The organism is Pseudomonas sp. AL 58 (assembly GCF_036348395.1).
GTDB classification, from domain to species: domain Bacteria; phylum Pseudomonadota; class Gammaproteobacteria; order Pseudomonadales; family Pseudomonadaceae; genus Aquipseudomonas; species Aquipseudomonas defluvii.
The window spans coordinates 113,562-133,516 of the sequence record NZ_JAZBQR010000002.1 but is presented as its reverse complement, the minus strand read 5'-3'; the positions used below and the strand labels follow the sequence as shown (position 1 = coordinate 133,516).

Sequence of the window (19,955 nt, the reverse complement as noted above, 5' to 3'; positions counted from 1 at the left end):
GGGTTGTGCAGGGACTTCTTCGGAAGTGCTGGGTTTCCTATTTCCCGGTCCGCCAACCTTGTGCAACCCGTCACCCTTACCTGCTTGGCGGCAGGCGGTGATGGCTTCTAGGAAATAGGAGTTCCATTTCATGCCGAACCTCAAAAACCTGAAAACCACCGGCACCACCACCTTCGGCCGTTACGGCCAGGATGACCACCTCTTCCGCGTCAATCCTGATATCCCCATTTCCCTCGCCCTTGAATACGCCTCGAACCTGCTGAAGTGCGCCAACACGCTGGCGCTGGATATCGCCATGGGCGAGGGTTCTGCGCAGGCAGCGTGGTCGGCGTGGTATTTGGGGGAGATGGCCAAGGCGCTGACGGATGATGTAAGCCAGGCGCTGGCGGAGCATGGGGTGGATTGAGGCGGGCTTCGGGCAGGCGTTGCCCATCGGTGGTAATTGGCCTGCCCGGGCGCTGTAAAGTGGTCGGTTTGGCAGCTGTTGAAGGCTCTACCCTGCACGTCTTCCCGATTCAACCTTGATGTGTAGCAGGTGAGTGCAATGGCTAATGAGCAAACCGCAGTAACGGTACGTGCAGTGCAAAGCAGCGACTATGAACAGTGGTTGCCGCTGTGGCTGGCCTATCAGGATTTCTATGAGGTGGCGTTGAGCGAGGAAACCACGCGCATGGCCTTCCAGCGCATGCTCGACCCGAACGAGCCGGTGTACTCGGCCGTTGCGGTGCAGGGTGATGAACTGGTCGGTTTTGTGAACGCGGTGCTGCACCGTTCAACCTGGTCGGTGGATAACTTCTGCTACCTCGAAGACTTGTACGTAGCCCCGACGATTCGGGGTGGCGGTACCGGTAAGTTGTTGATCGAGTGGGTGCAGCGCTTTGCCCGGCAACAGCAGTGTGCGCGGTTGTATTGGCACACTCATAACACCAACAAGCGGGCACAGAAGCTGTACAACTGGGTGGCTGAGAACTCCGGCTTTATTGAGTACCGCATGGCGCTGTAACGCTCAGGGCCAGCACGGCACGGTGGTGTTCGTCATGGACATCGCCGTGCGCTCGCACCAAGATGGCCGGCTTATCAAGGAATAGCGTTGCGCGGTTGACGGACCACATGCCCCACAATTTCGAGCTGGATACGCTGAAGATCCGCATTGCCGACCCGAAGTTGGCGCCCCTGGAGCTGCGTGTACGCGTGCAGCGTGCGCTGCGCCAGTTGATTCTGGACGGTGTGCTGGCACCCGGTTCGCGCTTGCCGGCCACGCGCACGCTCGCGCAGTCGTTGGCTGTCTCGCGTGACACGGTCGAGATGGCCTACGTTCAGTTGCAGCTGGACGGCTATATCGTTCGCCGTGAAGGCTCTGGCAGTTTTGTCTCCGAGAAGATCGGGCCCAGTTTGCGAGGTACCCGCACGCGCAAGGCGAACCTTGCCGGGTTGCCGCCCCGTGCGGATGGCGCCGTGGCGCTCAGTGCCCGGGGTGCAGACATCCTGGCCAGTGGCGGCGTCGCCGATCAGCAGGAGGTCAGAGCGTTCGCGACCGGGCTGCCGGAAACCCGTACCTTCCCGATGAACATCTGGGAGCGCCTGCAGCGCCAGGCCTTGAAGGACTATCGCCCCAGCGCCTTGTTGCATGGCGACCCGCAAGGGGCCGAGCCGCTGCGCCAGGCCATCGCCGGTTACTTGAACCTGGAGCGCGGGGCCAAGGTGACGGCAGACCAGGTGCTGGTGTTGAGCAGCACCCGGCAAGCGCTGTTTTTGTGTGCGCAGGTGTTGGTCGATGCCGGTAAACCCATCCTCATGGAAGACCCCGGTTACTTCGGCGCACGCAAGGCCTTTGAGTTGGCGCAGTTGAAGATTGTGCCGGTGCCGGTGGATGAGAAAGGCTTGCGCACTGACAGGCTGTACGCCGACACCAGCGGCGCCAGCACCCTGTATGTGACGCCATCGCACCAGTACCCCACCGGCGCCACGCTGGCGCTGGAGCGGCGCCTGGAACTGACCGCCTGGGCAGCCGAGCGCCAGGGCTGGATCATCGAGGACGATTACGACAGCCAGTTCCATTACGAGGGCTTGCCGACGGCCTGCGTGCAGGGTGTGGATAAGTACAATCGGACGATCTACCTGGGCACGTTCAGCAAGTCGCTGTTCCCCGGTTTGCGCATGGGCTACATGGTGCTGCCGCAGGAACTGGTGAAACCCATGAGCTACGCCCGCAGCATCCTCGACGGCCACACCCCGCAACTGGCGCAGTTGACCTTGGCGCGCTTTATCGAGGACGGGCACTTTGGCGCGCACATCCGCGCCATGCGCAAGATCTATGCGGTACGCCGTGAAGCGATGGCCCATGCGGTGGAGCGCCACCTCTCGCCTATCGTCACGGCGCGCCTGCCACCGGGCGGCTTGAACATGCCATGTGTGCTGGCCGAGGGCTGGTCGGAGCCGGAGACCATCCGGCAAGCGGCCAGGGCCGGTATTTTGTTGCCCGGGCTGAGCCGGCTGTATGCCACGCCGCCAGCGGTCGGTGGCTGGTTGCTGGGGTTTGCCGCGCTGACCCCGCATGAGATCGAGACGGCGATACAACGGTTGGTCAAGGCCATCACCTAGCCGTTTACCGCCCTGCTGCTGGCCCGATGTGGTCTGGTTGCCGTGGGCTAACTGGACTGATCGGGCCCACCAGGCAGGCGCTACGCTCCTCCCTCACTCGGCGGGGAATGCGGCACGTGCTTCCCTGCTGTTGTCAGCCCATCAGGAAGGAACCCCCGCGTGATTCGATCAACAACCGGCCTGCGCGCAAGCGACCTTGTATCCCCCAGCATTGCGGCACTGATTTCAGTCATCGTGAACTATGGCGGCACGTTCGTGCTGGTGTTTCAGGCCGCGCAACTGGCCCAACTCAGCGCGGCGCAAACGGCGTCCTGGGTGTGGTCGGTGAGTATCGGCGTCGGCGTGACCGGCGCCTGGCTGAGCTACCGCTACCGTGAGCCGATCATTACCGCCTGGTCTACGCCGGGCGTGGCCTTTCTGGCGACGGTGATGCCGTTCACGCCGTATGGCGAGGTAATCGGTGCCTACATGCTGTCGGCAATCGGCTTTATCGTGCTGGGCCTGTCCGGTGCGTTTGAGCGACTGGTGCGCTGGATTCCGAGCGGTATTGCCGCAGGCCTGCTCGCGGGCATTCTGCTGCAGTTTGGCGTGAATGCGTTTGGCGGCGCCAGCGCCGACCCGCTGTTGGTGATTGTGCTGGTGCTGGCCTATGCCGTGCTACGCCGCTTCACCTCGCGCTTTGCCGTGGTCGGCATTCTGCTGATCGGCCTGGCCCTGCTCATCGCTCAGGACAGAATCGACGTGCAGCAACTGCAGTTGAGCCTGGCCGCACCGGTGTTTGAAGTGCCGCAGTTCTCGCTGGGTTCGCTGCTGGGTGTAGCGCTGCCGCTGTTTGTCATCACCCTGACCGGGCAGTACATGCCGGGCATGCTGGTGTTGCGCAATGACGGTTTCAAGACCAGCGCCAACCCGATCCTCACCGTCACCGGCCTGGGTTCGTTGCTGATGGCCCCGTTCGGCGCGCACGCGTTCAATGTGGCGGCAATCACCGCAGCCATCTGCACGGGCAAGGATGCCCACGAGAACCCGTCCAAGCGCTACATCGCCGGGCTGGTGTGTGGCGCGCTGTATGTGATGGTCGGTGTTTTCGGCGTCACCCTGGCAACGCTGTTCATGGTGTTGCCGCGCACCTTCGTCACCACCCTGGCGGGCTTGGCCTTGCTGGGCGCAATTGGCGGCAGCCTGGCCAATGCCATGGTGGATGCCCGCACCCGCGAGACCGCCCTCATTACCTTCTTGGCCACCGCAGCCAATGTCACCTTGCTGGGTGTCGGTGGGGCGTTCTGGGGGTTGGTCGCGGGCCTGGTGGTTCATCTGCTGATCCATGGCGGGCGCAAACCGCTGGCAGGCTTACGCGCGCAGTAGTGGCCGAGCAATCCGTGTTTTTTTGCCCTGTTTGGGCACTACTTGGCGTGGCCTTGACTTGCGTCAATGGCCGCGCCTTACATACCCCCGCGGGTATAACGTAGCATTGCGCCATGAGTGTTCTGAGCCCCGGAATACTCGCCAAACTCCTCAGCAGACGTTGCTGGATGGCGCCAGGTTTACCCCTCGAACGTCGTCGCAATGCCCGCCTGATCGACCTCGGAGTCACAGCGTGCCCAACGATGCCCCCAAGTCCCCATGGCGAATCCCGCTGGTGCGGGAAATTGGCATCATCCTCGTGGTCAAGCTGGTCATCCTCTTCAGCATAAAAGCCATCTGGTTCAGTGAACCAACGGTGCCGGTCAACGGCAGTGCGCGCTTCGACGCCCACCTATTCGGCACGCCCCCCCCTTCGCAACTCACCGAGGAGAAACCGAGATGATCTCGGAATCCGTAGTCGATCTGTCGCGCCTGCAATTTGCAGTCACCGCGATGTACCACTTTTTGTTTGTGCCCTTGACCCTGGGGCTGGCGTTTCTGCTGGCCATCATGGAGTCGGTCTATGTCATGACCGGCAAGCAGGTGTACAAGGACATGGTCAAGTTCTGGGGCAAGCTGTTCGGGATCAACTTTGCCCTGGGGGTGACCACCGGGCTGACGATGGAGTTCCAGTTCGGCACCAACTGGGCCTACTACAGCCACTATGTGGGGGACATCTTTGGTGCGCCGCTGGCCATTGAAGGGATGATGGCGTTCTTCCTCGAGTCGACCTTCATCGGCCTGTTCTTCTTTGGCTGGGACCGCCTGAGCCGTGTGCAGCATTTGGCCGTGACCTGGCTGGTGGCGATTGGCTCGAACATGTCGGCGCTGTGGATTCTGATCGCCAACGGCTGGATGCAGAACCCGGTGGGTGCCGAGTTCAACTTTGAAACCATGCGCATGGAGCTGACCAATTTCGGCGCGCTGCTGTTCAACCCGGTCGCGCAGGTGAAGTTCGTTCACACCGTCTCTGCCGGTTATGTGACAGGCGCCGTGTTCGTACTGGCGATCTCCAGCTACTACCTGCTGAAGAAACGTGACCTGGCGTTTGCCCGTCGCTCGTTTGCGATTGCCGCGGTATTCGGCCTGGCCTCGACCATTTCGGTGATCCTGCTGGGTGATGAATCCGGCTACGAGATCGGTGATGTACAGACGACCAAACTGGCCGCGATTGAAGCCGAATGGGAAACCGAACCGGCGCCTGCTGCGTTCACCCTGTTTGGCTTGCCGAACCAGGAACAGCAGCGTACCGACTATGCGGTGAAGATCCCGTACGTGATGGGAATCATCGCAACGCGTTCGGTGGACAAGCAGGTCACCGGCATCAAGGACCTGATCGCTCACCACGAGGTGCGCATTCGTAACGGCATGATCGCCTATGGTCTGCTGGAGAAGCTGCGTCATGGCGACAAGAGCGAGGCCAATATCGCCGCGTTCAATGAGGTGAAAAAAGACCTCGGCTACGGCCTGCTGCTGAAGAAGTACACCCCGAGCGTGGTCGACGCCAGCGAAGCACATATCAAGCAAGCCTCGCTGGACACCATTCCGGATGTCTTCACCATGTTCTGGAGCTTCCGCGCCATGGTGGCGTCCGGTTTCCTGATGCTGGTGCTGTTCGTACTGGCCGCCTGGGCCTCGATCAAGCGTAATGCCGAGAACAAGCCATGGCTGCTCAGGTTCGCCGTGTGCAGCCTGCCACTGCCGTGGATTGCCGCTCAGACCGGTTGGGTGGTGGCCGAACACGGTCGTCAGCCGTGGTCGATTGCCGAAGTGCTGCCGGTTCACCTCTCGACCTCGTCGCTGTCTGCGGGCGATGTGATGGGCTCGCTGCTGGCACTGATCGCCTTCTACAGCCTGCTGCTGGTGATCGAGATGTACCTGATGATCAAGTTTGCCCGCCTTGGCCCGTCGAGCCTGCACACCGGGCGCTATCACTTCGAGCGTGACGCTGTCGCGCACACCGTCAAGGCTTGAGGAGCAGATCATGTTTGATTACGAAACACTGAAGCTGGTGTGGTGGGTGTTGATCGGCGTGCTGCTGATCGGCTTCGCCTTGACCGACGGCTTTGACATGGGGGCCATGGCGCTCATGCCGTTTGTGGGTAAAACCGACAATGAGCGGCGGGTGGCGATCAATACCATTGCCCCGCACTGGGATGGCAATCAGGTGTGGTTCATCACCGCCGGTGGCGCGCTGTTCGCGGCGTGGCCGATGGTCTATGCGGTGGCGTTTTCCGGGCTGTACTGGGCCATGCTGCTGGTGCTGTTTGCCCTGTTCTGCCGGCCGGTAGGCTTTGACTACCGCAGCAAGCTGGAAAACCAGAAGTGGCGCAACGCCTGGGACTGGGCCCTGTTCACCGGTGGCGCCGTACCGGCCCTGCTGTTTGGCGTGGCCTTCGGCAACCTGTTTCTGGGCCTGCCGTTCCGCCTCGACGAACTGATGCGCTCCAGCTACGAAGGCTCGTTCTTCGGCTTGCTGCACCCGTTCGCCCTGCTCGCTGGCGTGGTCAGTTTGAGCATGCTGAGTATGCACGGCGGGGCTTGGTTGATGCTGCGTACCGATGCCGATCTGCATGCACGGTCCCGTGTGGCCACCCGCTTGTGCGCCCTGGTGTACCTGACGGCCTTTGCCGGTGCGGGCGCCTGGCTGGTAGCCTCGATTCCTGGGCTGACCCTGGCCGATGGGCTCAACACCGGTGGTGCGATCAACCCACTGAGCAAACAGGTGGCGGTGGGTAACGCCGGCTGGCTGGCCAACTACAGCCACTACCCGCTGACGATCATCGCCCCGGTGCTGGGCTTTGCCGGCGCGTTGCTGGCCCTGCTCGGTGCCCAACTGAACCGCGCGGGCGTGGCCTTCCTCGGCAGTAGCCTGGCGATTGTCGGCACCATCTGCACCGCCGGCTTTGCGCTGTTCCCGTTCGTGTTTCCATCGAGCCTCGATGCTGCCTCCAGCCTGACGGTATGGGACGCGGTCTCCAGCCAGAAGACCCTGGGCATCATGTTCATCGTGGCGTGCATTTTCGTGCCGCTGATCCTCGGGTACACGCTGTGGTGCTACACCCGCATGTGGGGACGCCTGACCAACAAGACCATCGAAGCCAACCCTCACGGGCTGTATTGATCTGAGCCTGTTCGGCGCAGGCCTGTCTTGCGCCGATCAGCACACCCGCCGCCCAACGCGGCAAGGAGAACATCATGTGGTACTTCACCTGGATACTCGGCGTACTGTTGGCCTGCAGCTTCGGCATCATCAACGCCCTGTGGCTGGAAACCCACCAGAACCTTGATGAAGAGGTGACGGGTGACCAGTAAGCCCCGTCCGTGGCTAGAGCGCGGTTACAGCCGCGCTTTGTCGCTGCTGCTGGCGACACCGCTTACGTTGATTTTCCTGATCCACCCGGCGGTGATGCTGGACGCCGATGGCCACTACAGTCATCGGCTGATCATGCTGAGCATGCTGGGTATCTCCAGCGGCTTCATTCATGGGGTGGGTTTTGACCCGCAAAGCCGGCTGTGGCGCAGCGTCTTCCATCCCCTGCTGGGATGGCTGCTGATGGGGCTGGGCTATGCCATCCTCTGGCAAGCCCGCGTTCAAGCCGTGGCTTAGGTGTACTTGGTAAAGATGGCGCGAACCTGGGCGAGTTTTTCCTGATTGCTCTGTTCAGGGCTGAGGATCGCGTCTTCCACCAGGCACACCAACATTTCCTGATAGGCCTTGTCGAGGGCCTTGCGTGCCGCACTGAACTGCTGGGCAACCGCTTCACACTCATCACCGCGCGTGATCATTGCCTGGATGCCGCGAACCTGTCCCTCGACGCGGGCCAGCCGCTTGAGGATGGCATCCCTGCTCTTTGATTCTTGTTGTTTTATCATGTCTGAACTCTGTAATACGCCATAAGGTCGATACGCTGCTCTCCCTGAGCAACCCTTCAGGTTTTCTCCCGTGAATAACGCTGTTCGTAGTGGGTCGCATTTTCGGCCCGCCACTTTGCATGGCCGACTGTACCGTGTCCAGCAAACGAAACCCGGTCTCAGGTCAACGGTTTGCGATTCATGCGGCGCTCGCGCAGTTGCTGTTTCAGCCGCCGCACTGGCGGGGCATACAGAAAGCCAAACGACACGCTGTTTTTCCGGCCTTTTATCGCGTGGTGCATCAGGTGGGCACGGTACAGCCGCTTCAGGTACGGATGGCGCGGCCTGGGTCGCACCGGCCAGTGGCGGTGCACGATGCCGTCATGGATGACGATATAGATCACACCAAACGCTGCCACGCCGGCACCGATCCACTGCAGCGGATCGTGGCCGGCGTTGCCCTCTGCGATCAGGCCGACGGCCACCAGTGCGAGGGCCAGCAGGTAAACGTCGTTGGTTTCCAGGGCGCCCAGGTGTTTTTCATGGTGGGACCGGTGCAAAAACCAGCCCCAGCCATGCATGACGTACTTGTGCGCCAGGTAGCCGACACCTTCCATGGCCGTCAGGGTACAAAGGAATATCGCGAGGTGGGCAATCATAGGAAACAGGTGGCTCGGTAAACGTCGGCGTCAGGGTATGTGAACACTGGCCGACGGTCTAGGCTCACGGCTTAGATAGCATTTCCCGATGCTTGCGCAGTTGCTCGATCATCTGCTCCATGTGTGCAATGGCCTTGTCGACTTTTTCCACGGAGTCGAGGTTCATCATGGGGCCTTGGTTCATCATCGAACCCTGGTTCATCCCCCCCATCATTTTGCCACCGCCCATGCAGCCGCCCATTTCGGACATGCCGTTACCCATGGCCTGCTGGTGAGCCTTCATCATTGCCTGACGCTCTTCAGGGGTTTTGCTGGCCATCCAGCGTTCGTGCATTGTGCGCATTTCGGTCATGTGCTGCTGCCACTGCTGGTCTGCGTCAGGCGGCGTTTGCGCGCCGACACCACAACTGACCAGTAACAACGCCAAACCAACAACGGGGAGTGATCTGCTCATGTTCAAACACCTTAACGGGTGGAGGTCGTTGTTTCACTCTAGGCCAACGTGCCCACTTGCGCTTGACTTACATCAGGCAGATAGACACTTCGAGCACCCGGCCAAAAAAGCCGTCGCACCCAGCGCTATATAGATATTAATATAGCGAAACACCCTTATCAGGAAAGGAAGCCCTGCATGAACGCACCAGCCAAGGAAGCCGTGGGCGAGGTCTACGACATCGAGGCCATGAAGTACGCGCAAGCCATGACCTGGCGTGCGATCGACATGCTGTCGGCATTGATCCGTCCCGGCATGCGCGAGTCCGAGGCGATTGCACTGGGCAAACAAGTGCTCGCCGAGCTGGAGATGCAACGCATCTGGCATCCGCTGTTGGTGCGTTTTGGCAGCAACACCCTGAAGATGTTCAAGGAGCGCTCCGAGGGTGACCCGGTGCTGGGTGAAGACGATATTTTCTTCATCGACATGGGTGCGGTATGGCGCGGGCACGAGGGCGACGCCGGGGCAACCTTCACCACCGGTACGGATGCGCAAATGGCGGCCTGCGCCGCTGCCGCCAAAACGCTGTTCGACACGGTGCAACAGCGTTGGGCCAACGAGCGCGTCGCGGGGCAGGAACTCTACCGCTACGCCGAGGAGCAAGCCGAGGCCATGGGCTGGCGCCTGAACCTGAACATCAAGGGCCACCGTGTCAGCGATTTCCCGCATGCGATCTATCGGGGAGGCGACCTGGGGGATTTCGAGCGCTGCCCGAATGCCGGCCTGTGGATCCTTGAAATCCAGATTGCCCACCCCGAAAAGCCCTATGGGGCATTTTATGAGGACCTGCTGGCCTGACACCCAGAGCGCAGGTATGAGCGAGAGAACCTACCCTTACAAAGCCTGGCTGCTGACACGCAGCTTTCAGCCCCTGGAGATAGAGTTGGTCGCCAGGGGCTACATTGGCAGTGCGTACGATTGCACCGAAGCCGGTCGCAATTACCACATCGAGGACTTGTACCCCTCGAAAGAGGCCGTCATCGCTTACGGTGAAAGACGCCTGGCGGAGCTGGCCGAAGAACTGGCAAAACAGAACCTCAACCTGGAAAAACGGCGCTGTGAACTGCTACGGCACAAGTGATCGCCAAACGCACTGAACTGGCGTAACCAAGCGGTCTTCAGTTGGCGCGCATCTCGGCCCGGTGGGCGCGGAAGTGGTGCTGCTCGGTACGGCGGCGATGATGATCAACGTCGGCTAGCGCTTCTGAGCACAACAGGCCGCATCACAGGCCGCCGGCGGTGCTTTCCAACCATTCGGCCAACTGTTCGGGAGGCAGCGGGCGGGTGAACAGGTAGCCCTGCCCCACTTCGCAACCTTGAATCTGAAGCAGAGCACGTTGCGCTTCGTTCTCCACACCTTCGGCTACCACGGTGAGGTTCAGGCTCTCGCCAATACGAATCACTGCGCGGGTCAGGGCCTGTGCCGCAGTGTCGTGCTCCATGTCATGCACAAAGCTTTTGTCCAGCTTGAGGGTGCTCAACGGAATGCGCCGCAAGTAGCTCAAGCTGGAATAACCGGTGCCGAAATCGTCCATCGCCAACTCAATGCCCAGCGCATGCAACTCGTGCAGGTTGAGCATGATGCTCGGGTTGGGGTCGAGCATGACGCTTTCGGTAATTTCCAGGGTCAGGTCATGGGGCTGCAGTGCGTATTGCTTGAGCGTGTCGATGATCTGCCGTGGCAGGTCGCGGTTATGGAAGTTGGTGGCTGACAGGTTCACCGATACCCCCGGCACCGCCAAACCCTCGCTGCGCCATTGGGCCAGTTGCCGACAGCTTTGCGTGAGCGCCCAATCGCTTAGCGCGCCAATCAAGCCGGACTCTTCAGCCAGTGGAATAAAGCGGGTCGGCGACACATGGCCAAAGACCGGGTCATGCCAGCGTGCCAGCGCCTCAACGCCCAACAGGGCGCCCGTCTTCAGGTTCACCAACGGCTGGTAGTGCAGTTGCAGGCGCTGGCCCAGCAGGGCATTACGCAGCGCGATTTCGAGGGTGAGGCGTTCTTGAGCAAGCTGGTTCATGTCGTTGCTGAAGAAACTGAAGCGGCCACGCCCACGGGTTTTCGCCTGGTACATGGCAAGGTCGGCACAATGCAGCAGGGTTTCCATATCCTGACCGTCATCCGGGTACTGGCTGATGCCAATACTGGCGGACGGCATCAGGGTAATACCACCGATGTCACAGGGCATGGAAATCAATGCCTGCAGGCGCTCTACGGTGTCGACAGCCTGGGCGGCGGTACAGGGGTTGAGGACGATGACGAACTCATCGCCCGACCAGCGCCCGATGATCTCGCTGTTGTAGGCGTCGCTGCGCAAGCGCTCGGCGATCAGGCACAGCAGGTCATCGCCCGCTGGATGACCGAAGGAATCATTGACCTGCTTGAAGCGGTCAAGGTCGATGAACAGGACCGCCAGCGACTGCTGGTTGCGCTCGGCGCTGGCAATCGCCTGGTCGGCATTGGCCAGCAGCAGATTGCGGTTGGGCAACCCGGTGAGGCTGTCGTAGAACGCCAACTGACGGATCTTCAGGCGCGCGCTATCGCGCTCCAGGGCCAAGGCGCACAGGTGGGTACAGATCTGCACCAGACGCTTGTGAAACTCACTCGGGTCGCGCACCTCCCGATAATAGAAGGCGAAGGTACCAATCACCTGGCCTGCGCTGGTTTTGATCGGTGTCGACCAGCAGGCGCGCAATCCCAGGGGCAGTGGCAGGTGTTTATAGGGCGCCCAGAGCGGGTCGTTTTCAATATCACGCACGTGTACCGGCGAACCGATAAAGGCAGCCGTGCCACAGGAGCCTACGTCCGGGCCAATCACCACACCGTCCAGCGCGCGCGCGTAGCTCTGCGGCAGGCTTGGGCTGGCCAGCGGGCGCAACATGCAGTGCTCATCGACACGCAGAATCGAGGCAACCACCTCGGGCGCAATGCGCTCGACTTCGTTGCAGATCAGCGTCATCACTTCGGCCAGCGGTGCCTCACCCGCCATCGACTCCAGCGCCTTGCGCTGCAGCACTTCATGAATCTTGGCATCGGTGAGGTCGTTGACCACGCAGACGACGTGACTGAACGCACCGTGCCCATCAACAATAGGGTTGACCCGCAAGGCGCACAGCAGGGGCTGTTTATGCTTGCTGTAAAGCAGTTCTTCACTGCTGTAGGAGTTCCCGGTGTCCAGGTGTTCAAGCACCTCGCTCAACGGCGTGATCTGGGCCTGCAGGCTGTTGAACAGTTGCATGAGCGGCTTGCCGAGCAACTCCTGCGGCGTGTAGCCAAAAAGCCTGTGCACCGCGTCATTCGCAAACAGCACACAGCCCTTGTGATCCGCCAGCACCAGCGCATTGTGCGAATGCTCGGCAAACAGCGAGATCAGCCGTGTACGCTCGTGTTCAAGGTGCTCCTGCTCGACACGGGCAGTGACATCGGCCGCAAACTGGACCACTTTGGCCACTCGCCCATCAGCCGCGAAGACCGCTTTATAGGTTGCGGCCAACCACAGCTGGCGACCATCAGCACTCGTGTACGGGTACTGGCCGCTGATGGCCTGCCCGTTCCTGAGGCTGCCCCATAGCCGATCACACGCCGAGACATCGCTCAGGCTGCTGGCGTATAGCATTCGATGGTGAAGGCCGCAGAGTTGCGAAGGTGAATAGCCGAAGAGTTTCTGGTAGAGGCCGTTGGCAGCCAGCAGGATGCCGTCGGGTGAAAACTCGGCAATCGCCAGCGAGTCATCGAGGATGCTCAGCAGCGCCTTATGTTCCAACGTCGGGGGCAAGGGTTCGCTCGACAACAGGGACATGGCTGACCTTCTTTCCATAGAGCAACTAAACACTTGACCCGTCCGCTACCCATGGGGATAAGCGTGGCGTACAGAATTCAAACAATTTCAAGAACACCATCATATTGCCATCATCCTTTTGCCACTTATCAAAGTCAATAAATAGCACTGCCAAACAGCCCTTTTAACGCTGAACAGGCCACGCTGCGCGGGCACGGCACACCGTGAACTTCGCCCTGATAAAAGCCATTAAACGATTCAGTGAAGACGATATGTGCTGTCTTGAACAGGTATAACTACTGCATGCTGGAGTATGTTCCAGGGCCTGTAACTATACCTTGGAACATATATGACTGTTTGCAGATCCTTTTATGTATGCAGCACCGCTGATCTGCCAAGGTTAAGCACCATTATGGCCCAAGCAACGTGGCCAACTCATCTGCCCGCTCCTTGGTCATGCGCAGGGTACATGCGGCACCATTGAGTATGTCCATGGTGCCGCCGGTAAGGGTGTAGTACATCCCGCAGTTGGCATCACGGTATTTGATCCACGCACGCTGAGCATCACGCAATTTGCCTTGCTGGGCAGGTTCCAGCCCGGCCATGGCGGTTTTATAGCCTTGGTTCAAGCGAGCGTCCTGGCGCTTGATCTCGGCGCCACTGCATTCATTCATGGTGGAGGTAACACCGCCGGAGGCATCCATGCACTGGCTGTACACCGCCGAGTAGCCGTCTTTCGCCAGCACCGCTTGCGTCGTTGTACACAGCAATAGCGCGGCGCAAAGGGTCGTTTTTTTCATGTTCTAGGTCCTTGGGAACGTCAGCAGATCGACAGAAAGACGCAGCATGCAGGCCGGGCAGCGCCAAGACAATGGGAAGCATTGCCCCCTTGGGTGGCCAATTTGCAGGCGCAACGGGCTGATGGCGCGATACGCCTGACTACACAGCCGTGCCTGATCGTGGTCGGTAGGGTGGTGGTTCAGTGCGGCACCTCAGCCAGCCGTTGAGGCGCCATGCTGTCCTCGGCAGATACCGTCTGGCGCTCGACCTTTACCTGATGCAGCGGCCCAAGGTTGCCACTGGCCCAGAACACCGTGGCACTCAGTGCGATCAGAAGCAGCCAGTCGAGCAGGCGCCAACGGGGTATTTCGACACCCTTTCGTCGCTGCCAACAATGCCAGCCCTGCCCTGCGGCAAACACTGTAAACGCGGCGAGCCAGAGGTAGTAGCCCCAACCAAACCCGGCCACACGGGCAAAATCATAGCTATGGTTGTCCGGTACCCGGCTTATCCACAGGCAGGAAAGCGCCAGCCCCCAGGCCGCCAGGGCTATGACTAACGCCAACCACGGCCAGCGCCGTCGACACAGCAAGGCGAGGCCGAGCAACGGGTTGGCGAACCAGCCATAGAGCTCGAAAATAACGCCCCACCAGCCGGCAATCAGCAAATGCATCGCCGAAAACGCGCTGCCCGTATTCAGCTCAAGTGCATCAAAAAACAGGCTGAAAAGGAACAGCATCACGCTGATCGAGAGGTAACTTGGGCGCACTGTCATATCCATTTGACCGTTTCAAAAGTGCGCCACCCTAAGCGATCACGCGGATCGACGCTTGTATTTTCGCGCTGTTATGCACAAAACCAGGCGGCTCAGGCGGCTGAGGCGCCGTCGTCGTCCGGCCAACTCGGCTCGTTGGCTTCCAGCGGTGGCAACCCATGGGCCGCCCGCGCCTTATCGCAGGACGGATTGGGCTGGCCATTGACCCAGGCTGCATCAAACTCACGGCAAGGCGTTGAGCGTTGCTCATACAACGAGCAACTGACCGCCTTGCCCACTTCACCCTCAAGGCCGATGCAACGGCTGGGCTTACACCCTGTGCCCAGCATGGCAACACGGCTAGGGCTGATCTGCTCGACCAACTCGTCGGGCACCAGCCCGCCAGCCGAGCTGCATTCACCCCAGAAAAAAGACACACGGAAATACGCGCAGCAGGCACCGCAATTCAAACAAGGATTGTTTTCGGACATGATGGGGAACAGGGGGGAGGAATATCGTTATAGGGAGAAACCCGAGCAATATTCTATGCTTCGCCCAGTATTTGAACAGTGGGCGCAAAAATTAAATTCGCGTTCCCGACAAACTGCTACTGCCCGGCCAAGGAGGCCTTTGATGTCGTTGACTCACCGCCCTGTTGTCGCTACTGACCTCGCCTTGCTCTGCACCTTCCCGCAAGGCCCGGAAGAGCTCTACTTCATGTTCCCGAAAGCCTCGTTTCCATTGACCGAGGCACAGTTGCAAGCCTCCATTGATCAGCGCGCCAACTCAACGGTGGTCGAGTTGAATGGGCGGGTTGTCGGCTTCGCCAACTTCTATGAATGGGAACGAGGTGGGCGCTGTTCGATTGGCAATGTGATTGTCGACCCGGCAGCCCGGGGCCAAGGTGTAGCCCGTTACCTGATCGAGCAAATGATCGCGATGGCACGGGAGCACTACCAGGCCAAGGAGGTGGAATTGTCCTGCTTCAACCAGAACACCGCCGGCCTGTTGTTGTACCCACAGTTGGGCTTTGTGCCCTACGGGATCGAAGAGCGCAGCAATCAGCGCGGTGAGCGGGTGGCGTTGGTGCAGATGCGCCTGCAGAGGGCTTGAGCATCGCAGGCAAGCCTGCCCCAACCGTTGTGGGTGCAGGCTTGCCTGCGATCTTAATCGCGGGCTGGCTTGGTCGCCTTCGGCAGTTCCAGGCCGTCTGCGCGGAACATCTGGCGAATACCACGCAGTGCCTGGCGGATACGGTCCTGGTTCTCGATCAGGGCGAAACGCACGTGATCGTCGCCGTAATCACCAAACCCGATGCCTGGCGATACGCAGACCTTGGCCTCGGCCAGCATTTTCTTGGCAAACTCCAGCGACCCCAGGTGCGCATACGGCTCAGGGATTTTGGCCCAGACGTACATCGAGGCCTTGGGGTTTTCAACCATCCAGCCGATCTCGTGCAGGCCTTTGACCAGCACGTTGCGCCGCTGCCGGTATTGCTCGGCGATGTCGCGCACACACTGCTGATCGCCTTCCAGAGCGGCAATCGCCGCGACCTGCAGCGGTGTGAAGGTGCCGTAGTCGTGGTAGCTCTTGATCCGCGCCAGGGCATTGACCAGCTCCGGGTTACCAACCATGAAGCCGATCCGCCAGCCCGCCATGTTGTAGCTCTTGGACAAGGTGAAGAACTCCACCGCAATGTCCTTGGCGCCCGGCACCTGCATGATCGACGGGGCTTTCCAGCCGTCGTAGACGATGTCGGCGTAGGCCAGGTCGTGAACCACCAGCACGTCGTACTGTTTGGCCAGTGCCACCACGCGCTCGAAGAAGTCCAGCTCTACGCACTGCGCGGTCGGGTTGGACGGGAAGCCGAGAATCATCATCTTCGGCTTGGGGATCGACTCGCGAATCGCCCGCTCCAGCTCATTGAAGAAGTCCACCCCCGGCACCAACGGCACGGAACGCACCTGGGCGCCTGCGATCACGGCACCGTAGATATGAATCGGGTAACTGGGGTTGGGCACCAACACTGTGTCGCCATGGTCGAGGGTGGCAAGCATCAAGTGCGCCAGGCCTTCCTTGGAGCCAATGGTCACGATGGCTTCGCTCTCAGGGTCGATGTCGACCTCGTAGCGCTCTTTGTACCAACGCGAGATGGCGCGGCGCAGGCGTGGAATGCCGCGGGATGTCGAATAGCCGTGGGTGTCTTCACGCTGGGCAACCTGCACCAGTTTCTCGACGATGTGCGGTGGCGTAGCCCCATCGGGGTTGCCCATGCTCAGGTCGATGATGTCCTCGCCACGACGGCGTGCAGCCATCTTGAGTTCGGCGGTGATGTTGAAGACGTAAGGGGGGAGACGATCAATGCGCGCAAAGCGGCGCGGCGAACCTTGGTCAGCCATGGCTTCCTCGAAGACGTAAGCGCCCGGAACCGTCCGAGCGACGTTGGCCACTGCGGTGGCCGAGGCAAACAATAGAGCGCCAAGGTCACCGCTGTCCAGAGCTACCGAAGAAAATTGAGCAACTTAGCAGATGTCTTTGTAGGCCCCGTCATGCCACTCCAGCGGCGTGGCCAAGCCGGATTTGGGGCTCAGGTGGCTACCCTGGATCGAAGAAAACGGCACACCGTTACTGCCCAGGCTCACCGCTCGCTCGTTTTTATCCGATTCGGTGATGAGAGTATAAGAGTGCTTGCGCATGGCCTGATAGCGCGGGTCGTGGTCGTTCAAGGCCTTGTGATGCACCTTCAACTGCCCTTCATTCAACTGCAGACGCTTGCTCAACGAGGTGCCCCAACGGGTCAGGCAGGTTTCCGCGAAATGCCGCACGATCAACCCCGGCTCGGCCAACGCCTTGTCCCCCGAGGCACCGTCGGCAGCGGCATTGCCCACCAGGGTAGCGTGTCGGCCCGGCATCGGGTACACGCATGTACGGGTGCTGCTGGCGGTCTGCGGAATGACACAGGCGAAGCCTTTGGAGCGCTCGTCGCGTGCGTAGAACGCTACATACTCCTTCACGTTCGCTGCCAGTTTTACCCGGTTATCCTGGAAATTGAGCAAGCCAGGTACCGGGTCGATTGCAAAGATATTCACCGGTATGTGCTTGAGCGCTGCGTCGTTGGCCATGGCGTTGGCCAGCATATGGCAACTGATGCCACCACGGCTCCAGCCAACCATGTTCACTTGGGTAGGGATGACGCCGTTCTTGCGGAAGGTCTTGATGATCTGTTCCTGCAACTGCTGTGGTGTAACGTCACGCTTACCATAGCTATAGCGACGCCAGAACCAGGAACCACTGGCCTCAAGGTCCTTGATCGGAACACCGGCGGCTTTCAGCTGGTTGTACTCCTGCTCGGTCAAATCCTGACGCTGCCAATCGCAGCGGCCTTTGATGATCTGCAGTGCATGACCTACGTTTTCATCCCAACCTCTGCCAAACAAGGTGCCGGTCATGCCGTATGCCTTGTTTTCGACAAACATTTCATCCGCCTGCAGGTTGCCGCTGCCTGGGCCATCAATGATGATCCAATCAGCAAACTCCCGGCCCTGCGTGTTAGAGGCCAGCGTCGACACCAACTCACCATCCCAGAAATTGGGGTGAAGGTCGTCAAAGCGATGGGAACCGGTACCACAAAAATACACTGTCAAAATACTCATGCTGCCAACTCGATCTGATTGAAGATGACAGCAGGCTAAACGCGGCGAATAAAAGCAGGCATACGGAAACGCGCCCAAAAAAAACCCCGGCATTGAGCCGGGGCTTTTCATGAAGCAGGCGACTGTCAGTGCGCGTAAGTCAGCAACAACTCGGTCGGCACTTTGGTGTCCAGCGACATCATCACGCTCAGGGCGGTAATGGTGAAGATCGAGAACACGAACAGCTTGCGTGCCCAGAGGCGATCATCTACTGCCTTGTAGCCGGTCCAGGCCATGTACAACCAGTACATGCCCATGGCCGCTGCTACCGCCATGTAGCTCATGCCGGCGTAACCGCCGATGGTGAGCATCAGGGTGGCAAGCAGGAACGCGATGATGTACAGCAGGATGTGCTTCTTGGCGACCCCAATGCCGCGCTTTACCGGCAATACCGGAATCGACGCTGCGAGGTAGTCGTTGAAGCGGAAGATCGCAATCGCATAGGAATGCGGCATCTGCCACAGGCTGAACATCACCAGCAGGGTCAGCGCAGCCAGGTCGAAGCTGTTGCTCACGGCGCAGTAACCGATCACCGGAGGCATGGCACCGGACAGGCTGCCGACCAGGGTGCCGTGCACCGATTTACGCTTCAGGTACAGGCTGTAGAAGCCGACGTAGATGACGAAGCCGATCAGGGCAAACAGCGCCGCCAGCGGGTTGGCCTTGACGTACAGCAGGCCAAAGCCGGCCACCCCGAGCAGGGTGGCGTAGACCAGCGCCAGTTTCAGCGAGATCAGGCCCTGAACCATGGCGCGGTTCTTGGTACGTTCCATCTTCAGGTCGATGTCACGGTCGATGCAGTTGTTGAACACGCAACCGGACGCCACCACCAACGAAGTACCAATAACCGTCGCCAGGAACAGTGCGAAGTCGACATGCCCTTGCGCGGCAAGGAAGAAACCGCCTGCCACAGAAAGCACGTTACCGAAAATGATCCCCGGTTTGGTGATTTGGATAAAGTGCTTAAAGGACATGCTGTCTACCTCACTTCGCCATCATGCTGGTGTGGATGCTGAACATGATCCACAGAGACAGACCGACCAGCAGCACGATAACCAGCCCTGTGAACAGGAAGGCACTGACGTTCCAGCGCTGCTCACGCGAGCTGTCCAGATGCAGGAAGTAGAACAGATGGACGACTACCTGGATCACTGCGAAGGCCACCACGATCAGGATGGTCATGTCTTTTGGCAGGCTTGGGTACATCACCAGACCAAATGGAATGACCGTCAGGATGACCGACAGGATGAAACCGATCGCGTACGACTTGTAGCTGCCGTGGCTGGCGTCGTGACTATGGTGAGCGTTAGCCATTTACAGAACCCCCAGCAGGTAGACAACGGTGAACACGCAGATCCAGACCACGTCCAGGAAGTGCCAGAACAGGCTCAGGCAGCTCATGCGGGTCTTGTTGGTCGCGGTGATACCCTTCTTGTTGATCTGGTACATCATTACAGCCATCCAGATCAGGCCGCCGGTCACGTGCAGACCGTGAGTACCCACCAGTGCAAAGAAGCCCGACAGGAAGCCACTGCGCTGAGGACCGAAGCCCTCAGAGATCAGCAGGTGGAACTCGTTGACTTCCATCACGATGAAGCCAAGGCCCAACAGGAAGGTGATGGCCAACCAGGCCAGCACACCATTCTTGTTGCCCTTGTACATCGCCAGCATCGCGAAACCGAAGGTGATACTGGAGAACAGCAGCAGCGCGGTTTCAGCCAGTACGTAGTTCAGTTCAAAGATGTCATGACCCGACGGACCACCGGCGAAGTTATTCGACAGTACCCCGAAGGCCGCGAAGATCGACGCAAACAGGATGCAGTCGGTCATCAGGTAGAGCCAGAAACCGAATACGGTCATCGGGCCCGAGTCGTGGTGTTCTTCGTGCCCATGGTCGTGACCATGAGCAGCATCAGCATTCAATACATGACTGGACAT

The 19,955-nt window shown here is 59.9% G+C and carries 24 protein-coding genes; 12 read left to right on the top strand and 12 right to left on the bottom strand.

The features are described from left to right. Positions 1-130: 130 nt before the first annotated feature. From UIA24_RS01010 to UIA24_RS00970, 9 genes are all read left to right on the top strand, one after another. A complete protein-coding gene (locus tag UIA24_RS01010) occupies positions 131-406 on the top strand; it encodes a DUF3077 domain-containing protein (protein WP_102051882.1) in 276 nt (91 codons plus the stop codon). 138 nt (positions 407-544) lie between these two features. Continuing rightward, positions 545-1,003, top strand: a complete 459-nt coding sequence (locus UIA24_RS01005) for a GNAT family N-acetyltransferase (protein ID WP_065758865.1) — start codon at positions 545-547, stop codon at positions 1,001-1,003. Between the two features lie 107 nt (positions 1,004-1,110). Then, complete coding sequence (gene pdxR, locus UIA24_RS01000; protein ID WP_330521980.1) at positions 1,111-2,601, top strand: MocR-like pyridoxine biosynthesis transcription factor PdxR; 1,491 nt, start codon at positions 1,111-1,113, stop codon at positions 2,599-2,601. Between the two features lie 159 nt (positions 2,602-2,760). Further along, positions 2,761-3,966, top strand: a complete 1,206-nt coding sequence (locus UIA24_RS00995) for a benzoate/H(+) symporter BenE family transporter (protein ID WP_330521979.1) — start codon at positions 2,761-2,763, stop codon at positions 3,964-3,966. A 232-nt stretch (positions 3,967-4,198) separates the two neighbouring features. Continuing rightward, complete coding sequence (cydP, locus tag UIA24_RS00990; RefSeq protein WP_065758868.1) at positions 4,199-4,408, top strand: cytochrome oxidase putative small subunit CydP; 210 nt, start codon at positions 4,199-4,201, stop codon at positions 4,406-4,408. Continuing rightward, positions 4,405-5,979, top strand: a complete 1,575-nt coding sequence (locus tag UIA24_RS00985; protein ID WP_330521978.1) for a cytochrome ubiquinol oxidase subunit I — start codon at positions 4,405-4,407, stop codon at positions 5,977-5,979. Before cydP ends, UIA24_RS00985 begins: the two co-directional genes overlap by 4 nt. A 10-nt stretch (positions 5,980-5,989) precedes the next feature. Beyond that, complete coding sequence (gene cydB / locus UIA24_RS00980) at positions 5,990-7,129, top strand: cytochrome d ubiquinol oxidase subunit II (RefSeq protein WP_330521977.1); 1,140 nt, start codon at positions 5,990-5,992, stop codon at positions 7,127-7,129. Between the two features lie 74 nt (positions 7,130-7,203). After that, on the top strand, positions 7,204-7,320 hold the full coding sequence (gene cydX / locus UIA24_RS00975) for a cytochrome bd-I oxidase subunit CydX (RefSeq protein WP_065758871.1): 117 nt from the start codon (positions 7,204-7,206) through the stop codon (positions 7,318-7,320). Further along, positions 7,310-7,615 (top strand): cyd operon YbgE family protein, encoded by a 306-nt coding sequence (locus UIA24_RS00970; RefSeq protein WP_330521976.1) that lies wholly within the window; start codon positions 7,310-7,312, stop codon positions 7,613-7,615. Before cydX ends, UIA24_RS00970 begins: the two co-directional genes overlap by 11 nt. On the opposite strand, the gene UIA24_RS00965 is transcribed toward UIA24_RS00970, so the two are convergent. From UIA24_RS00965 to UIA24_RS00955, 3 genes are all read right to left on the bottom strand, one after another. Then, complete coding sequence (locus UIA24_RS00965; RefSeq protein WP_065758873.1) at positions 7,612-7,881, bottom strand: metal-sensing transcriptional repressor; 270 nt, start codon at positions 7,879-7,881, stop codon at positions 7,612-7,614. The genes UIA24_RS00970 and UIA24_RS00965 overlap by 4 nt on opposite strands. A 158-nt stretch (positions 7,882-8,039) precedes the next feature. Further along, positions 8,040-8,519, bottom strand: a complete 480-nt coding sequence (locus UIA24_RS00960; RefSeq protein WP_330521975.1) for a sterol desaturase family protein — start codon at positions 8,517-8,519, stop codon at positions 8,040-8,042. 64 nt (positions 8,520-8,583) lie between these two features. Further along, positions 8,584-8,973, bottom strand: a complete 390-nt coding sequence (locus UIA24_RS00955; protein ID WP_330521974.1) for a hypothetical protein — start codon at positions 8,971-8,973, stop codon at positions 8,584-8,586. Between the two features lie 177 nt (positions 8,974-9,150). On the opposite strand from UIA24_RS00955, the gene UIA24_RS00950 reads away from it, so the two are divergent. Both UIA24_RS00950 and UIA24_RS00945 read left to right on the top strand, forming a co-directional pair. After that, positions 9,151-9,810 (top strand): M24 family metallopeptidase, encoded by a 660-nt coding sequence (locus UIA24_RS00950; RefSeq protein WP_330521973.1) that lies wholly within the window; start codon positions 9,151-9,153, stop codon positions 9,808-9,810. Between the two features lie 16 nt (positions 9,811-9,826). Then, positions 9,827-10,093, top strand: coding sequence for a hypothetical protein (locus UIA24_RS00945; RefSeq protein WP_330521972.1), 267 nt, complete (start codon positions 9,827-9,829; stop codon positions 10,091-10,093). Positions 10,094-10,235: 142 nt separating this feature from the next. Here the strand turns inward: UIA24_RS00945 and UIA24_RS00940 are convergent, their stop codons facing one another. The 4 genes from UIA24_RS00940 to UIA24_RS00925 all read right to left on the bottom strand — a co-directional run bounded on the left by UIA24_RS00940 (position 10,236) and on the right by UIA24_RS00925 (position 14,816). After that, the gene (locus UIA24_RS00940) at positions 10,236-12,812 is read right to left on the bottom strand and encodes a sensor domain-containing protein (RefSeq protein WP_330521971.1); all 2,577 of its coding nucleotides are present in this window, start codon (positions 12,810-12,812) and stop codon (positions 10,236-10,238) included. A gap of 389 nt (positions 12,813-13,201) precedes the next feature. Next, complete coding sequence (locus UIA24_RS00935; protein ID WP_330521970.1) at positions 13,202-13,591, bottom strand: lysozyme inhibitor LprI family protein; 390 nt, start codon at positions 13,589-13,591, stop codon at positions 13,202-13,204. 179 nt (positions 13,592-13,770) lie between these two features. Next, entirely contained in the window at positions 13,771-14,340 is a 570-nt protein-coding gene (locus UIA24_RS00930; RefSeq protein WP_330521969.1) for a hypothetical protein, read from the bottom strand. Between the two features lie 98 nt (positions 14,341-14,438). Then, positions 14,439-14,816: a YkgJ family cysteine cluster protein gene (locus tag UIA24_RS00925; protein ID WP_065758882.1), complete on the bottom strand. Its 378-nt coding sequence runs from the start codon at positions 14,814-14,816 to the stop codon at positions 14,439-14,441. A 142-nt stretch (positions 14,817-14,958) separates the two neighbouring features. Between UIA24_RS00925 and UIA24_RS00920 the strand changes: the two genes are divergently transcribed. Continuing rightward, on the top strand, positions 14,959-15,438 hold the full coding sequence (locus UIA24_RS00920; protein WP_330521968.1) for a GNAT family N-acetyltransferase: 480 nt from the start codon (positions 14,959-14,961) through the stop codon (positions 15,436-15,438). A 53-nt stretch (positions 15,439-15,491) separates the two neighbouring features. Here the strand turns inward: UIA24_RS00920 and alaC are convergent, their stop codons facing one another. From alaC to cyoC, 5 genes are all read right to left on the bottom strand, one after another. Continuing rightward, the gene (gene alaC / locus UIA24_RS00915; RefSeq protein WP_065758900.1) at positions 15,492-16,724 is read right to left on the bottom strand and encodes an alanine transaminase; all 1,233 of its coding nucleotides are present in this window, start codon (positions 16,722-16,724) and stop codon (positions 15,492-15,494) included. A gap of 123 nt (positions 16,725-16,847) precedes the next feature. Next, positions 16,848-17,978, bottom strand: a complete 1,131-nt coding sequence (locus tag UIA24_RS00910; RefSeq protein WP_330521967.1) for a hypothetical protein — start codon at positions 17,976-17,978, stop codon at positions 16,848-16,850. 125 nt (positions 17,979-18,103) lie between these two features. After that, positions 18,104-18,991: a heme o synthase gene (gene cyoE, locus UIA24_RS00905; RefSeq protein ID WP_330521966.1), complete on the bottom strand. Its 888-nt coding sequence runs from the start codon at positions 18,989-18,991 to the stop codon at positions 18,104-18,106. 10 nt (positions 18,992-19,001) lie between these two features. After that, positions 19,002-19,331: a cytochrome o ubiquinol oxidase subunit IV gene (gene cyoD, locus UIA24_RS00900; protein ID WP_065758886.1), complete on the bottom strand. Its 330-nt coding sequence runs from the start codon at positions 19,329-19,331 to the stop codon at positions 19,002-19,004. Then, complete coding sequence (cyoC, locus tag UIA24_RS00895) at positions 19,332-19,955, bottom strand: cytochrome o ubiquinol oxidase subunit III (protein WP_099773582.1); 624 nt, start codon at positions 19,953-19,955, stop codon at positions 19,332-19,334.

What these genes read in the sequence shown, in the direction of transcription:
- cydB (WP_330521977.1), top strand. Translation starts at nt 5,990, where the DNA reads ATGTTTGATTACGAAACACTGAAGCTGGTGTGGTGGGTGTTGATCGGC.
- cyoD (WP_065758886.1), bottom strand. Translation starts at nt 19,331, where the DNA reads ATGGCTAACGCTCACCATAGTCACGACGCCAGCCACGGCAGCTACAAG.
- UIA24_RS00955 (WP_330521974.1), bottom strand. Translation starts at nt 8,973, where the DNA reads ATGAGCAGATCACTCCCCGTTGTTGGTTTGGCGTTGTTACTGGTCAGT.
- UIA24_RS00950 (WP_330521973.1), top strand. Translation starts at nt 9,151, where the DNA reads ATGAACGCACCAGCCAAGGAAGCCGTGGGCGAGGTCTACGACATCGAG.
- UIA24_RS00935 (WP_330521970.1), bottom strand. Translation starts at nt 13,591, where the DNA reads ATGAAAAAAACGACCCTTTGCGCCGCGCTATTGCTGTGTACAACGACG.
- pdxR (WP_330521980.1), top strand. Translation starts at nt 1,111, where the DNA reads ATGCCCCACAATTTCGAGCTGGATACGCTGAAGATCCGCATTGCCGAC.
- UIA24_RS00945 (WP_330521972.1), top strand. Translation starts at nt 9,827, where the DNA reads ATGAGCGAGAGAACCTACCCTTACAAAGCCTGGCTGCTGACACGCAGC.
- UIA24_RS01005 (WP_065758865.1), top strand. Translation starts at nt 545, where the DNA reads ATGGCTAATGAGCAAACCGCAGTAACGGTACGTGCAGTGCAAAGCAGC.
- UIA24_RS01010 (WP_102051882.1), top strand. Translation starts at nt 131, where the DNA reads ATGCCGAACCTCAAAAACCTGAAAACCACCGGCACCACCACCTTCGGC.
- UIA24_RS00985 (WP_330521978.1), top strand. Translation starts at nt 4,405, where the DNA reads ATGATCTCGGAATCCGTAGTCGATCTGTCGCGCCTGCAATTTGCAGTC.
- UIA24_RS00960 (WP_330521975.1), bottom strand. Translation starts at nt 8,519, where the DNA reads ATGATTGCCCACCTCGCGATATTCCTTTGTACCCTGACGGCCATGGAA.
- cyoE (WP_330521966.1), bottom strand. Translation starts at nt 18,991, where the DNA reads ATGTCCTTTAAGCACTTTATCCAAATCACCAAACCGGGGATCATTTTC.
- alaC (WP_065758900.1), bottom strand. Translation starts at nt 16,724, where the DNA reads ATGGCTGACCAAGGTTCGCCGCGCCGCTTTGCGCGCATTGATCGTCTC.
- UIA24_RS00925 (WP_065758882.1), bottom strand. Translation starts at nt 14,816, where the DNA reads ATGTCCGAAAACAATCCTTGTTTGAATTGCGGTGCCTGCTGCGCGTAT.
- UIA24_RS00910 (WP_330521967.1), bottom strand. Translation starts at nt 17,978, where the DNA reads ATGAGTATTTTGACAGTGTATTTTTGTGGTACCGGTTCCCATCGCTTT.
- UIA24_RS00940 (WP_330521971.1), bottom strand. Translation starts at nt 12,812, where the DNA reads ATGTCCCTGTTGTCGAGCGAACCCTTGCCCCCGACGTTGGAACATAAG.
- cyoC (WP_099773582.1), bottom strand. Translation starts at nt 19,955, where the DNA reads ATGTCCAGTCATGTATTGAATGCTGATGCTGCTCATGGTCACGACCAT.
- UIA24_RS00965 (WP_065758873.1), bottom strand. Translation starts at nt 7,881, where the DNA reads ATGATAAAACAACAAGAATCAAAGAGCAGGGATGCCATCCTCAAGCGG.
- UIA24_RS00920 (WP_330521968.1), top strand. Translation starts at nt 14,959, where the DNA reads ATGTCGTTGACTCACCGCCCTGTTGTCGCTACTGACCTCGCCTTGCTC.
- cydX (WP_065758871.1), top strand. Translation starts at nt 7,204, where the DNA reads ATGTGGTACTTCACCTGGATACTCGGCGTACTGTTGGCCTGCAGCTTC.